Origin of the sequence: Proteus columbae (assembly GCF_002777965.1) — a bacterium.
Classification (GTDB): Bacteria; Pseudomonadota; Gammaproteobacteria; order Enterobacterales; family Enterobacteriaceae; genus Proteus; species Proteus columbae.
This window is the reverse complement of the sequence record NZ_NGVR01000028.1, coordinates 116,632-131,969: the sequence shown is the minus strand read 5'-3', so window position 1 is coordinate 131,969 and position 15,338 is coordinate 116,632. Positions and strand designations below refer to the sequence as shown.

The window sequence follows — 15,338 nt, the reverse complement described above, 5'->3', positions numbered from 1 at the left end:
GATACAGAATGAATAAATTAAAATCCTGGTTTACCTTAATTCTTGCCATTATCGCCCTTGGGCTGATTGGCTGGAACTACACTAATAACACTGAATTCGGTGATGGTGAGATTGTTGATGATGGTCAGCCAACCTATCAATCCAAATCATCGATATCTTTTGTTTACGAGCCAACGGGTATACTCGGATATAAACTTGTTGCTGATGATGTCAAAAATTATGCTCAGCAAAAGTTTACATGGTTTACTAACCCTGTCTTAACCACCTATTCACCGACAGGGGATGCAACATGGACAGTACGCGCAAATAAAGCCAAGCTAACAAACAGTAAAATGCTCTATCTTTATGGCGATGTTCAAATTGATAGCTTAACGGATGACTCTCAACTACAGAGAATAAGCACAGACAATGCTATCGCAAATTTGGATACACAGGATGTTTCCTCTGATGATGAAGTGACTATTATCGGCGTCGGACTGAAATCAGTCGGCTTAAAAATGCGAGGCAATCTGCGCGAGAAACGTGCAGAGCTGATTGAAAAGGTAAACACCTATTATGAGATCCCTAATGAATCAAAAAATCCGTAATACACTGATTATTGGTACACTTTTAGCGATAAGTGTACCTGCGATGGCGCTTAAAGATGACACACAACAACCTATTGTTGTGAATTCAGAGAAACAATCGCTTGATCTAGAAAAAAACGTCACAACCTTTACACAAAATGTTGTGATCAAACAAGGATCTATCGATATTCGTGCAGATAAAGTTGTTGTCACACGCCCAGGCGGTGACTCCAAAAGGATCGTAATCGAAGCATTTGGTAACCCAGTGACTTTTTATCAGTTACAAGATGATGGTAAACCTATCAAAGGTCGTGGCGAAAAAATGACCTATGAAATGGATAAAGAGTTAATGACCTTAACGGGTAAAGCCTATCTTGAACAATTAGACAGTAATATCACCGGTGATAAGATCACTTATCTCGTCCCAACTCAGCAAATGGAAGCTTTTAGCGGTAAAGGTAAACAAGTGACTACTGTTTTACTGCCTTCCCAGTTGCAAGAGAAAGGCCCTGGTGTTAACAACAAAGGTAAGTAACACTTTATGGCGCTGTTAAAAGCTGAAAATTTAGCGAAAGCATACAAAGGGCGCACCGTTGTCGGTGATGTAAGCCTGAACGTCAATTCAGGTGAGATTGTCGGCTTACTTGGGCCAAATGGTGCAGGTAAAACAACCACATTCTATATGGTTGTTGGCATTGTCGCTCGTGATGCAGGTAGTATTACAATTGATGATGAAGACATTACGCTGTTACCGTTACATGAACGAGCACGTAAAGGCATTGGCTATCTTCCTCAAGAGGCGTCTATTTTTAGACGCTTAAGCGTTTATGACAACATTATGGGGATCTTAGAAATTCGCCATGATTTAACGCCTGAAGAACGAAAAGATAGAGCAGAAGAGCTGCTAGAAGAGTTTAATGTCAGCCACTTACGTAACAGCTTAGGGCAATCATTATCAGGGGGTGAACGCCGTCGCGTTGAAATTGCGCGAGCATTGGCAGCAAACCCTAAATTCATTTTATTAGATGAACCTTTTGCCGGTGTTGACCCTATTTCGGTATTAGATATTAAAAAAATTATCCAGCATCTACGTGATTATGGATTAGGTGTACTGATTACTGACCATAACGTTCGTGAAACATTAGATGTGTGTGAACGTGCTTATATCGTCAGCCAAGGTCACCTTATCGCTCATGGTTCACCAGAAGAAATTCTTGAAAATGAGCAAGTTAAACGTGTTTACTTAGGTGAAGGCTTCCGCCTGTAATCTTTGATTCACTTTTACTCTGTCATGGATGACAACAGCAAAGGACTCATCGCATTATTATGAAACAAAGTCTGCAACTTCGTCTTAGTCAGCAACTGGCAATGACGCCACAGCTACAACAGGCTATTCGTTTGTTGCAACTTTCGACGCTTGAATTACAACAAGAAATTCAGCAAGCGCTTGAGTCTAATCCACTTCTAGAACAAGACGACGATCAACAAGATCCCGTTTCAGATGATACCTCTCATACAGAAAATCAGTCAGACTCTACAACAGAAACAACAACTGAAAACGAAGTTGAAGAGTTCGACACGCTGGATGCTTTAGAGCAAAAAGAGATGCCTGATGATCTCCCTTTAGATACGCAATGGGAAGAGATCTACACCGCAGGCACACCTTCTGGCACCAGTAATGACTATACTGATGATGAGCTTCCACTGTATCAAGGTGAAACAACTGCCTCATTGCAAGATTACCTAACATGGCAGGCTGATCTCACTCCATTTTCAGATACAGACAGAGCAATTGCGATAAGTATTATCGATGCTATTGATGAAACAGGATATTTAACTGTCACAACAGATGACATCCTTGTTGGAATGGGCGATGATGAATTAGAGCTTGATGAAGTCGAAGCCGTATTAAAACGTATTCAACGCTTTGATCCTATTGGTGTTGCTGCTCGTGATTTAAAAGAGTGTCTTTTGATTCAGCTATCCGCTTTTTCAACGGAAACACCCTATCTTAAAGAAACGCAGTTAGTCATTAGCCAATATTTAGAGTTGTTAGGTAACCGTGATTTTCGTCAATTGATGCGTCAAACGAAATTACGCGAAGAGACACTAAAATCTGTTATTGAGATGATCCAGTCTCTTGATCCTAAGCCCGGATTAAGTATTGATACAGGCGAGTCAGAGTATGTTATTCCAGATATACTGGTAAAAAAATCAGGTGAACGCTGGCAAGTTGAGTTAAATACAGATAGCATTCCTCGCCTACGAATAAATGAGACTTATGCAGCATTGGGTCAATCGACTCAAAATGAAAGCGATGGAAAATTTATTCGAGACAATTTACAAGAAGCCAAATGGCTGATAAAAAGTTTAGAAAGCCGTAATGAGACATTATTAAAAGTCGCTCATTGCATTGTTGACACACAGCAGGCATTTTTCGAATTGGGTGAAGAGCATATGAAACCCCTTGTGTTAGCAGACATTGCTGAACAGGTTGAAATGCACGAATCCACCATTTCTCGAGTGACAACGCAAAAATTTTTGCATTGCCCAAGAGGAATTTTCGAATTGAAGTATTTTTTCTCTAGCCATGTGAATACTGATAGCGGGGGCGAAGCCTCTTCAACAGCAATCAGGGCTTTAGTGAAGAAACTAATCGCAGCAGAAAATCCAGCGAAACCACTTAGTGATAGTAAACTGGCTGATATGCTCGCAGAACTTGGAATACAAGTTGCTCGACGCACTGTTGCGAAGTATAGAGAGTCATTATCCATCCCGCCTTCAAATCAACGCAAAGAGTTGGTTTGAGCATAATTGAGAAGGAAGACACTATGGAACTTCAAATCACTGGTCATAATATTGAATTAACCGATGCTCTGCGTGATACCGTCAAAGCAAAAAGCGCGAAATTACCTCAGTTCTTTGACAAAATTAATAACGTTCAGGTTATCCTGAAAGTCGAGAAAGTTAATAAAATCGCGGAAGCGACCATTCAAGTTAATGGCGGTGAATTGCATGCCTCTGCTGAAGCAGAAGATATGTACGCAGCAATTGATGGATTAATGGATAAACTGGCTCGTCAATTAACCAAACACAAAGATAAACTGAGACAACATTAATTCATTTCCCATTGTGAAATGGGGATACAATCGGCGAAGTTACTGCGTTGTTTATGACTCGGTTTAAGCCAACGCCTAATCAATATCAGTAACGAAAAACCAGATGTCACGTTGTGGCATCTGGTTTGCTGGTCTAAGTGAATAAGACAATGAACAACGATACAAAGATGAATATTAGCGACGTACTTTCTCTGGCATGTACGCATAATGATGTACATTGCACGAGTAAAAAGCGCGCGTTAGAAATTATCAGTGAAAATGCGGCAAAAGCACTTAATTTACCCGAAACACTGATATTTGAAGCCTTATTGACGCGTGAAAAAGTCGGTACAACAGGGATTGGGGGCGGTTTAGCTATCCCTCATGGACGTATTGAAAGTGATGAAACAGAAAAAGTAGTTGGTGTGTTTCTTCACCTAAGCGAACCTATTGCCTTCGACGCTATTGATAATCAACCTGTCGACTTGTTGTTCGCATTACTCGTTCCTGCAACACAATGTAAGGAACATTTACACACACTGTCTTTGATTGCAAAACAGTTGGCAGACAAAAATTTATGTCGCCGACTACGCTCCGCACAAAGTGATGAAGAGCTTTATCAGATTATCACAGAATAACCCCTACGGGTTTAGTAGGACGCGAATAGCATACAGTGGAATGATATTCATCACTGGGAAATTATAGGGGAGCTACCTCATGGTGCTGATGATAGTCAGCGGACGCTCTGGTTCAGGTAAGTCAGTCGCTTTGCGTGCGCTTGAAGACATGGGATTTTATTGTGTTGATAACTTGCCTGTTGATCTTTTACCTGAGCTCGCAAAAACACTGGCTGAACGTGATGCTTCTGCTGCCGCAGTCAGTATTGATGTCCGAAATATGCCAGAGTCGCCGGAGATCTTCGAAAAAGCGCTGGAAAGTTTACCCGCTGAATACTCTCCACAACTCTTATTTTTAGACGCAGATAGAAATACCTTAATTCGTCGTTATAGTGATACTCGACGTCTTCACCCTCTTTCAACCAAGAATCTTTCATTAGAAGTTGCCATTGATACCGAAAGTGATCTGCTTGAGCCATTACGATCACGCGCGGATCTCATCATTGACACATCTGAAATGTCAGTTCATGAGCTTGCAGAGATGCTGCGTACCCGCTTATTAGGCAAACGTGAACGTGAGCTAACGATGGTCTTTGAATCGTTTGGCTTTAAGCATGGTATTCCTATTGATGCAGACTATGTTTTTGATGTGCGATTCTTACCGAATCCACATTGGGATCCGAAACTGCGCCCAATGACAGGTCTAGATCGCCCTGTCGCAGCGTTTTTAGATAGACACACCGAAGTTCATAACTTTATTTATCAAACTAGAAGCTATCTCGAACTTTGGTTGCCGATGTTAGAAACCAATAACCGTAGTTATTTGACGGTTGCGATTGGTTGTACGGGGGGTAAACACCGTTCTGTTTATGTTGCTGAGCAACTCGCAGACTATTTTCGCTCTAGAGGGAAAAACGTACAATCACGCCATAGAACACTAGAAAAACGCAAATGACCCAATATCGGCAAGTTGCGATTAAAAATAGACTCGGTATGCATGCAAGACCTGCAATGAAGTTGTTTGATTTAGTCAAAACATTTCAATCAACCGTCATTTTACGCAACAACGAAGGGGTTGAAGCACAAGCGGATAGTGTGATTGCTATGCTGATGTTAGATTCAGAGCAAGGCAGTCAAATTGATATAGAAGTCACTGGTGGTGATGAAAATGAAGCTATTGATGCTATTATCGCATTATTTGAATCGGGGTTTGATGAAGAATAATCGTAATAGAAAACAATAGATTAGCATTTCTTAACTAAATAACCCGAAAGAGACTGTGATCACTGTCTCTTTCTTTTTTATACAGAACCGCCTATTATCTCTTATATGAGTTTAACAACACCCCCACCTCACCCGTGGGGGTGTTGTTTTGCATTGGAATAAATTGGAGTGTGGTATGACAAAGCCAACAATTATCATCAACGAACTTGATGCAGAACGTTTAGATTCATTACTTGAACAACCGGCATTTGCAGATAGCCCGATTGCTGAAGCATTGAATGAAGAATTAGATCGTGCTGACATTGTTACACCAGCTGATATCCCTGCTAATATTGTCACAATGAACAGCAAAGTCCGTTTTATGGACTTAAAAAATAATGAAGAGCGTACTCGTACTTTAGTGTATCCCGCTTCATTAAAAGACAGCACTACTGAACTTTCCGTTATGGCACCAATGGGTGCTGCGCTACTGGGTTTAGCGATTGATGATGAGATCAGTTGGAAACTGCCAAATGGCCTTGAAACCAAGGTTAAAGTATTAGAAATTCTATACCAACCTGAAGCTGCGGGTGAATTACACCGTTAAACATAGCTGAAGGTTCGCGTCTTATTTTATCTTCTCAAATTGAAAAGCACACAGATAAACGCGATATCTCAGCCCATTGCGGGCTGAGATTAAAGGTTGCGATAAGTGTCTAAAACTCACTCACCTGCAATACTCATTTCTGGTAATAATAACGAGCCACACTGAACATTACTGCGCGTCTCAATATCATCACCCATAGTGGCAATATTTGCCCACATATCTTTTAAGTTACCTGCAATAGTCACTTCGCTTACAGGATATTGAATTTCACCGTTTTCAACCCAAAAACCACTCGCACCACGAGAATAATCACCCGTTACTGTACTGACACCTTGCCCCATCAATTCAGTAACAACAAGGCCTGTTCCCATCTCTTTTAACAGTGCATCAAACGATAAACCTTGTCCTGGGATATACCAGTTATGAATACCACCAGCATGACCATTGCTTTTTAAACCCAATTTTCTTGCTGAATACGTGGTTAATAACCACTCTTGTAATACGCCATCTTTAATAATTTCAGCATTGGTTGTACGCACACCTTCACTATCAAACGGTGTTGACGCCAAACCTCTCATTAAGTGAGGACGTTCTTGAATATTTAGCCACTGAGGGAAAATTTGCTTACCTAAGCTATCAAGTAAACAAGAAGATTCACGGTAAATCATGCTGCCACTGATTGCTGCAACCAAATGACCAAAAATACCCGTCGCAACATCTGCTGCAAAAATAACGGGGGCTTTCATGGTTGGTAGTTTACGAGGTGCAAGGCGAGATAAAGTACGGCGAGCGCACTCTTGACCTACCCATTCAGGTGATTCTAGATCATCAAAACGACGACTAATAGTGTAAGCATAGTCGCGCTCCATATCTTCACCATCACGAGCAATAACACAACTCGACATAGAATAGCGTGAAGATGAATAGCTTTTTAATAAGCCAAGGCTATTACCAAATACACGGGTTCCACTGTGGCTATTAAAGCTACCTCCTTCGGTATTAATAATACGGCTATCGCTATCTAAAGCGGCTTTTTCTGCTCTTGATGCTAATTCTATCGCTTTATCTGCCGTAACTTCGGTAGGATGGTAAAGATCAAGGAAAGGTGCATCAAACGCTAATAGCTCTTGATCAGCAGGCCCTGCATATGGATCAACTGAAGTGTAGCGTGCAATATCCACAGCAGCTTGTACAGCTCGCTTAATCGCATCAGGACTTAAATCTGTTGAAGATGCACTACCTTTACGTTGTTGTTGATAAACCGTAATGCCTAAAGCCCCATCACTGTTAAATTCAACATTTTCAACTTCACCATAACGCGTACTTACACTAATACCTGTCGATTTATTAATAGCGACTTCAGCACCATCACACTGTTTTGCTGCCAGCTCTAATGCGAGTGAGACGGCGTCTTCAAGCTGTTTTACCTGATCTGAATTATTCATTGAGAACCATTTTTCCTAAGGAGAACACCACTTTTTACTTATTTTTAGCAAAGTAAATCAATTGACAGGTGGTCAACAAGCGATTTTCCCAGTTACAATAGAAGATATATGAATGTTATCACCCGTCGGGCTTTTGGTCATTCACCAAATCACACTCCCGGCTTACTCTGCAACAGGAATTTTTATTATGGCAAAGCAGCCTGAAGAGTGGCATTACCTCAATCCTGAATTTGACGATACATCGTCAGAAGAGGAAGAAGAGGACGAAATCATCTGGGTCAGCAAAAGTGAAATTAAACGTGATGCTGAAGCACTCAAAAAACTGGGTACTGAATTAGTTGAATTAAGTGCACAAGAATTAGAGCGTGTACCATTAGATGAGAAATTATTAGCCTCTATTCAATTAGCACAAAAAGTACAGCGTGAAGCACGCCGTCGCCAAATTCAATATATTGGAAAACTACTGCGCAATGTGGACGAAGATCCGATCCGCCAAGCGCTTGATAAACTAAAAAACCGCCACAACCAACAGATCTTAGTGTTACACAAACTAGAAGATCTGCGAATTCGCCTTGTTGAAGGTGGCAATGAAGTGATTGAAGAAGTTGTTGCGCTTTATCCAATGGCTGATCGCCAACAATTACGCACACTTATCCGTAATGCGAAAAAAGAAAAAGAAGCGAATAAGCCTCCAAAATCATTCCGCTTACTATTTCAATATCTAAAAGATTTATCAGAATCAGCATAAAACCTGATCATCCTGAAAACGCAGTGTAAATTCAGTCTCACTGCGATTTTCAGGGCATATTTTCTACTCTGAATTACTTTTGCGTTTTATGTTCACAATGAAAGCTTAAAACGTCTTTACCAAGCTCATTTTGTGCTTCTTGCATCAATTCCACCAAAGGTTGAAAATCACGGGAATGATGAGGTAAATGCTTGAAAACAATACTGACCGGCAATTCTATTTCCCCCACTAACGCATCCCATAGTGCATCTAGGTTATCGCCAAATTTATCATCTAACTGAAATTGCAGTGCAAAATCATGATAAAAGGCATCTCTATCTACCAGTATTTTAAAATCGAAGATAACCTGTTTCATTAAGGGGCAACCTTTGTCATTGTACGGTAATGATCGGTGGTAACATAAATCAGCCCATCATTTGAATAAAGCAATCTATCACTACCACGATGACCACAGTGATAATTCACATCGGCTTCATACCACTGGCGACCTGTCTCTTCTGGTAGCTGTTTTTCACGGTTCATAAAGCGATCGCCTCCGATTGCCCTTCCCGGTAAAACTTCACATAAGTTACCTTCTTTCGCATTCCAACCTTGTTCTCTTGCCTGTTTTTTAGTGAGATAAAAACTCGGTAACTGTTGATGACGTTGTAAATAATTAGCCACTGCATTGGCTTGTGTTTTTTCATCAATAGAGAGTGAAATTTGCGCTGGTTTATTGCTGTTATTGTTCGATGATGTTGGAACAGAAACTGACGATGTAGAGGAGGATACTTTCGTTTCAGGAAGTAAACCTTTATAAAGCACACCAAATAAAACAGCAATAACAATAATAACTGGTAATAAACGTTTACCCATAAATTAGCACCTTTACTGTCGCTGAGATAAAAAACTCCATCAAAAGATGGAGTTTAATTAGTACATATAAATAACTATCACAAAAATTAAGCAGTACCGCCCACAGTGATCTTATCAAGTTTCAACGTTGGTTGACCCACACCAACAGGGAGGCTTTGTCCTTCTTTACCACAAACGCCAACCCCTTTATCTAAAGCGAGATCATTGCCTACCATAGAAACCTGTTGCATGGCTTCAATACCTGAACCAATCAGAGTTGCCCCTTTAATTGGTTTTGTTATTTTTCCATTCTCGATTAAATAAGCTTCTGAGGTTGAGAAAACAAATTTGCCCGATGTGATATCAACCTGACCACCACCAAAGTTTGGCGCGTAAATACCGCGATCAACGCTGGCAATAATCTCTTCTGGTGAAGATTTGCCTGCTAACATATAGGTATTTGTCATACGAGGCATAGGAAGATGTGCATAAGACTCACGACGACCATTTCCTGTTGGTGCAACACCCATTAAACGTGCATTCATCTTATCTTGCATATAGCCTTTTAAGATGCCGTTTTCGATTAAGACATTGTATTGCCCAGGTACACCTTCATCGTCAATAGCAACAGAGCCACGGCGACCTTCGAGAGTACCATCATCAACAATCGTACAAAGCTCAGAAGTGACTTTCTCACCAATGCGACCTGAAAATACAGAGGTTTCACGACGGTTAAAATCACCTTCTAAACCATGACCGACAGCTTCATGCAATAACACACCCGGCCATCCCGCGCCCAATACCACAGGCATTGTTCCAGCGGGTGCTGCAATCGCTGATAAATTCACTAATGCCATACGTACTGCTTCACGGGCATAAGTGATTGCATGGCTTTCACCATCCACTTTAGTTAAGAAATAGTCATAACCAAAACGGCCGCCGCCACCACTTGCGCCACGCTCACGTTTGCCATCTTCTTCCACCAGCACACTCACTGAAAGACGAACTAAAGGACGCACATCGGCGGCTAACGTGCCATCGGTTGCAGCAACAAGCACATGCTCATAAACACCCGTTAATGACGCATTAACTTGTTTAACGCGTTTATCTTCAGCTCGAGCGGCTTTATCTACCTCATGCAATAGCGCAATTTTCTCTTCACGAGAGAGGCTTTGCAGAGGATCGTTTAAGCTGTATAGCGGAGAATGTTGAATAGCATCTAAAGTATGGATACGACCATTACCTTGAGCCTGAACAATACTTCGTGCAGCATGAGCACTTTGGTTAAGTGCATTAAGCGTTAATTGGTCTGCATAAGCAAAGCCGGTTTTTTCACCGTAAATTGCTCTAACGCCAACACCTTGATCAATATTGTAAGAGCCATCTTTAATAATCTGATCGTCGAGGATCCAAGCCTCGTGATAACTTGACTGAAAATAAAGATCACCATAATCAATTTGACGCTGTGCAAGCTGCTCTAGTGTTGATGCTAAATCATCTAAACTAAGTTTGTTTGCTTCCAACAGACTTTCGCTGACAACAGCTAAACTCATAATTCTTCTTTATCCTTAACTTTTTTGATTAAGTGGGTCAGTTTCGGGCGAAAGCGGTTATGTTTTACAACCCGTATCTGTTCACGCATACCGTGTAGACTTTCGACACCAATATTCAGCGTTAGAGCGCTAACAGCATCAGGGTTCTTTTTCAAGACCTTCCCCCAGCCATCAATCGCCATGGTATGACCCCAAGTTCGGCGCGTATCATGTGTACCCACTTGTGCTGGCGCTAAGATAATACACTGATTCTCAATAGCACGAGCACGTAATAAAGGCTCCCAGTGCGCTTTTCCTGTTAAACGGGTAAAAGCCGCTGGTACAGAGATTATCTCTGCCCCTTTTTCTCTTAATGCTTGGAAAATACCAGGGAAGCGTAAGTCATAACAGATTGTTAAACCTAATTTCCCAACTGGAGTATCAACGACTGTTAGGCGCTCGCCTCGTTGATAAATAGAAGATTCATTATATTCGCCTTGCTCATCATCAATACTGACATCAAACATATGGATTTTGTCATAACGCGCACGAATAACACCTTCATCATCAAACACCAAACTACTGCTGGTAATTTGGTCTGGGGAGTCTCGACTAATCAATGGCATAGAACCAACTAAGATCCATACGTTATAACGCTGAGCCATTTTAGCGATAGCATTTTGTAAAGGTCCATCACCCTGAATTTCAGCGTGTTTATGGTAATCTTTTGAGTTTGAAAAAAGTAACGCATTTTCAGGTGTTAATACAAGCTTCACTGAATCGGGTAATTGCTTAATCTGTTGCTCAATTTGCGCCAGATTATTTTTTGTGTTTTTACCGCTACAAAGTTGCAAAAGTGCGACATTAACTTTTTTCATAACGCCTGATTCTCCTTAAGCTGACGCAGTACTTCGTCAATTTTGGGTTGTTCCATTGTTCCGGTCACATGATAACGGATAACTGAAATCTTACTCCAAAGTGGCCCCAGAACCTTTGATGCCGCAAACACTGCGGCGCCTGCAATTGGGTTTATAGCGAATGCAGTAGCAACACCGACTGTTGCTGAAATCTCTGGCGTTACCACAACTTGTAGGTCCATTTTACGTTCAAGTAAATCAACTTTCCCACTTATTGCAATATCGGCAATAACACCATCAACTCTGACACTATCAGCATTCATAATACCTTGATTGATCGTAATTTCACTCTTAATCGAGTCATATTCAAAATGCTCGCTGAAAGTATCTCTAAAATCAAACTGTAATTTACGTAAAAGTGCATCGAAACTCACAAGGCGAAGTAACTTGCCCGCTTGTCCGACATTCACTTTTTCTATCCGCCCTTTACCTAAAACAGATTTAATATCACCATTTAACGTTGCAAGATCAAAATTCCACGGCGTATCTCGCCATTGTAACGAGAAATCGGTAGCAAGTGGGGATTGAATAATCGGGATAATAAAACCGAAATAAGCGGCCATTTCATCAACTTCTTCGGCTTTTAATTTCCCCGTTAACTTTGTCGTATTATTACCTGCATTATCTTCAGACCACACACCATTAACCGACAATTCACCACTACTATTTTCTAATTTACCGCCCGTTAAAAGTAATGCGCCATTATTTTGCTTTAATGATCCTTGAATTTGCCCTAAAAGCAGACCATTTACCCAACATTCTCGACACTCAAAATCAATAGAAGGAATGTTTTTTACGGAAAATTTCAATGCCTTAGGATCAGAAACATTTGCCATTTTTAGTGGTTTGTCTTCTTGGGCAGAAGAGGCACCATTAAAATAGAGATAATGAATATTCACTTGCCAAGGTGTCGATGCTTCAGGAATAAACACATCACCTCGTAATTCACTTCCTGAAAATGCAAATTTTACACCTTCACTAACACGCATAATTTCAGTTTGAGGATTATTCCATTTTTGCCCTGCAAAATTTAAATTAGGCAAACTGATATGCACATTATCAGGAAAAGTAACTTTATTTTCAGATGGCGTTAAAGATGAAAAAGCCATTAATGTCGGCAACCATTTATCACCCTCTAATCCTTTAAGAGCGATAGTTAAACGTTGTTGTGAGCTCAATTCTGGTAATTTAATAGAAGAAGAAACAACATTGCCTTGTAACAAACGTAACTGTTTTCCTAATGCCCACTGGCTATTAAGTTTCCACTGTTTTTCAGCACTGGCATTCACGGTTAAGGTTTCACTGTTACCCTTTGCAGAAATCACAATAGGCGGTGAATTTTTTAAGTCTTGTGTTTCAGGCGCTGTTAACTTACTGATTAATGCATTGATATTCCCGGTTAAATCGACTTGATAATCAACATCACCTTTTTCGGGGATCTTAACATTAACGTTGCCATTCCATGGGAATACGCCACTAAATTTCTGTTGAATATCGCTAGGTAAACCTTGAATTTTTTGAATATCCCATTGGCCTTTTAAGCCGACATCAACTTGATAATTATCCGTATCATTGTGACTTGTAAATGAGAACGCGAGAGGCTGCCCAAACCAATTAGCCGTTAATGTATCACTCTCAAGTTTGTCATTGTGATAACGAAATTGTCCGCTAACGCCCTTTAAGGTGGTATCCATAAAATTCAATGTGACATCATTGTTTTTTAAATTAATATCACCAGAAGCAATCACATCTTCACCACCAAAGGGAATATCTAATTTCAATGTACCGTCAATTTTTCCTGCGACTTTAAGCTCTTCAAGTGTATGACCAATACTCGCCATTTGGGAATCTAAGAAATACTCTTTCAGCTCGTCACCTGTGGCTTGAATATCCGCATTAATTAAGATCTTTTCTTGTCGATAACTTTCAATCACTGCACTTAAATTCGTGGCTGTTGCTTTACCCACTTTCGCTTGTGCAGAAGACATCCATAAACCATCATTTTTAAAATCTAGATTAATATCCAGATTAAATAATGCAGGCCATTCACTATCAAATTTAAAGGTTGCGTGTTTAACAGGGGCATAAACTTGGAACCACCCTTTGTGATTATCAAAAGGAAAATCGGCAGGGTCACCATGGAAAATAAAGGTTCCATTATCGATATTACCCGCAATAATCGCATCTGAGAGATATTGTGTTAACTCTTTACCCACATACTCTTCTGGCAGATAACGCCATGCATCTCCTGCATTTGTGACTCTGACACCTGAGAGTATAGAAAGCCGCTGATCTTCACCTTGTTTCTCATAACGAAAATCACCCGCTACCCATGCTGATGTAGCTTGAATATCTAATCCTTCACTCCAAAGAGATAAGTCATCCCCAGAATGAGTCCAATAAACCGCGCCTTTCCCTTTTTCAATATTCAACGGTGCTTTAAACAATTTTCCAGTATCTATTTCACTGTTTGCTAGGGTGAAATTAAGTTCACCGCGTTGCATACTGCCTTTTAATTGCCCACTGAAATGTTGTACTGAAGGGATCTCTTGCCAACGCTTCCAACCTACATTTTCCCAAGAGAGATTAATTGCACTTTGCTCAAAGTGTTCAGGTGTGAGATCCAATGCAAAATCATTAACCACACCAGAAAATTGGCGATACTGCCATTGACGAACAAAATCGGGTGTTAAAAAAGAGAATAGTGGCAATACAGCATATAACCTATCTAGCTCAATATTTTTGGCACGAATGCGCCATGCTTCATCATGCTGTTTTTCTTTTGGTTGATAAAGCACCGCTAAATAGCCATCGGGCCACTCTTCACCATCCATAGTAATTTTTCGAGTATAAGGAATATCCGCAAGCCAACCATTTTCTTGCCTTCTCATACGTAATATTAAGTCTTCAACATTTAATACGTGCGAGGTTCCATCACTACTCCAGTCCATTTCACCTTGATGAATTTGCAACTGACTTCCAGTAATACGCCCTTGAGTAATTTCAATCCAGTTAGACAAACTCGCTTTGGCTTCACCTACGCCACTATTATTTTTTACCCACTGACTAAGCCAAGGTGAGATATCAATGTCATCTGCGGTAAGAAATACTTTACCGTTATCGATCAAACCATTCTCTGTGGTATAGAGATCAAGGCGTACCTTTAAACCTCCATAATGATTAATTGGTGTATCAAGAGTGACTTCACCTTGAGCACGGTGACGATTTTTCTGATTTAACCACATCAATTCAGGCACATGTAATGTACTGGTATCTCCTGAAGGGGTTAAAAAAACAAAACGGCTTTCAATCAGTTTAAAACGATCAAACTGTTCAAGGAAAATTGAAGAGATATCATCAGGTTCAGTTAACGTTATATCCCCACTTTGCCCAGTAAAAATAGGACTATGGTAATTAACATATAACTGTTCAAAGGTCAGTTCACGAAAATGAAGGCGAAAAGCGAATAATGAACGCCATACGTCAAAAGAAAAAGTGACTTTTTCTGCCGTAACGTTCACATCTTTATTGGCAATATTCAGCCCTTCCACTTGAATATCAGGGCCAAAATTCTGCCACTCTCCCATGATCTTTGTCATTGAGACAGGGCTATTGAGTTGCTTCGTTAGATACGATTCTATTTCAGGGCGATAACTATCTAAGCGTGGCAGAAAGTAGCGAAATCCGCTTAATACCAAGGCAAAAACGATGAGGCAAAAAACTGTTATCACTAACAGGTATTTAGGCAACCGCTTCATTTTTGTCTCCTTT

General features: G+C 40.5%; 16 protein-coding genes. 10 read left to right on the top strand and 6 right to left on the bottom strand.

The window, feature by feature from the left end; genetic code table 11:
* The first annotated feature begins 8 nt into the window (after positions 1 to 8).
* The 9 genes from lptC to rnk all read left to right on the top strand — a co-directional run bounded on the left by lptC (position 9) and on the right by rnk (position 6,091).
* Entirely contained in the window at positions 9 to 587 is a 579-nt protein-coding gene (lptC, locus tag CBE70_RS15145; protein ID WP_075671457.1) for an LPS export ABC transporter periplasmic protein LptC, read from the top strand.
* Entirely contained in the window at positions 568 to 1,101 is a 534-nt protein-coding gene (gene lptA / locus CBE70_RS15140) for a lipopolysaccharide ABC transporter substrate-binding protein LptA (protein WP_075671459.1), read from the top strand. Before lptC ends, lptA begins: the two co-directional genes overlap by 20 nt.
* Before the next feature lie 6 nt (positions 1,102 to 1,107).
* Entirely contained in the window at positions 1,108 to 1,833 is a 726-nt protein-coding gene (gene lptB, locus CBE70_RS15135) for an LPS export ABC transporter ATP-binding protein (RefSeq protein WP_006535352.1), read from the top strand.
* Positions 1,834 to 1,892: 59 nt separating this feature from the next.
* On the top strand, positions 1,893 to 3,374 hold the full coding sequence (gene rpoN / locus CBE70_RS15130; protein ID WP_100159973.1) for an RNA polymerase factor sigma-54: 1,482 nt from the start codon (positions 1,893 to 1,895) through the stop codon (positions 3,372 to 3,374).
* Between the two features lie 23 nt (positions 3,375 to 3,397).
* Positions 3,398 to 3,685, top strand: coding sequence for a ribosome hibernation promoting factor (gene hpf / locus CBE70_RS15125; RefSeq protein ID WP_036913954.1), 288 nt, complete (start codon positions 3,398 to 3,400; stop codon positions 3,683 to 3,685).
* Positions 3,686 to 3,834: 149 nt separating this feature from the next.
* Positions 3,835 to 4,302: a PTS IIA-like nitrogen regulatory protein PtsN gene (gene ptsN, locus CBE70_RS15120; RefSeq protein ID WP_023582879.1), complete on the top strand. Its 468-nt coding sequence runs from the start codon at positions 3,835 to 3,837 to the stop codon at positions 4,300 to 4,302.
* A 79-nt stretch (positions 4,303 to 4,381) separates the two neighbouring features.
* Positions 4,382 to 5,236, top strand: coding sequence for an RNase adapter RapZ (rapZ, locus tag CBE70_RS15115; protein WP_064718868.1), 855 nt, complete (start codon positions 4,382 to 4,384; stop codon positions 5,234 to 5,236).
* Complete coding sequence (gene npr / locus CBE70_RS15110; protein WP_100159972.1) at positions 5,233 to 5,505, top strand: PTS phosphocarrier protein NPr; 273 nt, start codon at positions 5,233 to 5,235, stop codon at positions 5,503 to 5,505. The genes rapZ and npr overlap by 4 nt, the downstream gene beginning before the upstream one ends.
* A gap of 175 nt (positions 5,506 to 5,680) precedes the next feature.
* Positions 5,681 to 6,091 (top strand): nucleoside diphosphate kinase regulator, encoded by a 411-nt coding sequence (gene rnk / locus CBE70_RS15105; protein WP_075671465.1) that lies wholly within the window; start codon positions 5,681 to 5,683, stop codon positions 6,089 to 6,091.
* Positions 6,092 to 6,207: 116 nt separating this feature from the next.
* Here the strand turns inward: rnk and pmbA are convergent, their stop codons facing one another.
* Positions 6,208 to 7,536: a metalloprotease PmbA gene (pmbA, locus tag CBE70_RS15100; protein ID WP_100159971.1), complete on the bottom strand. Its 1,329-nt coding sequence runs from the start codon at positions 7,534 to 7,536 to the stop codon at positions 6,208 to 6,210.
* 187 nt (positions 7,537 to 7,723) lie between these two features.
* Here pmbA and yjgA point away from each other — a divergent pair, with 187 nt between their 5' ends.
* On the top strand, positions 7,724 to 8,284 hold the full coding sequence (yjgA, locus tag CBE70_RS15095; protein WP_088495963.1) for a ribosome biogenesis factor YjgA: 561 nt from the start codon (positions 7,724 to 7,726) through the stop codon (positions 8,282 to 8,284).
* A gap of 73 nt (positions 8,285 to 8,357) precedes the next feature.
* Here yjgA and CBE70_RS15090 read toward each other — a convergent pair whose 3' ends face one another.
* The 5 genes from CBE70_RS15090 to yhdP all read right to left on the bottom strand — a co-directional run bounded on the left by CBE70_RS15090 (position 8,358) and on the right by yhdP (position 15,325).
* Complete coding sequence (locus tag CBE70_RS15090) at positions 8,358 to 8,639, bottom strand: barstar family protein (protein WP_100159970.1); 282 nt, start codon at positions 8,637 to 8,639, stop codon at positions 8,358 to 8,360.
* A complete protein-coding gene (locus CBE70_RS15085) occupies positions 8,639 to 9,139 on the bottom strand; it encodes a ribonuclease domain-containing protein (protein ID WP_100159969.1) in 501 nt (166 codons plus the stop codon). Before CBE70_RS15085 ends, CBE70_RS15090 begins: the two co-directional genes overlap by 1 nt.
* Positions 9,140 to 9,225: 86 nt before the next feature.
* Entirely contained in the window at positions 9,226 to 10,671 is a 1,446-nt protein-coding gene (tldD, locus tag CBE70_RS15080) for a metalloprotease TldD (protein WP_100159968.1), read from the bottom strand.
* Entirely contained in the window at positions 10,668 to 11,528 is an 861-nt protein-coding gene (gene nit1 / locus CBE70_RS15075) for a deaminated glutathione amidase (protein WP_100159967.1), read from the bottom strand. Before nit1 ends, tldD begins: the two co-directional genes overlap by 4 nt.
* A complete protein-coding gene (gene yhdP, locus CBE70_RS15070; RefSeq protein WP_100159966.1) occupies positions 11,525 to 15,325 on the bottom strand; it encodes an AsmA2 domain-containing protein YhdP in 3,801 nt (1,266 codons plus the stop codon). The genes nit1 and yhdP overlap by 4 nt, the downstream gene beginning before the upstream one ends.
* Positions 15,326 to 15,338: the final 13 nt, after the last annotated feature.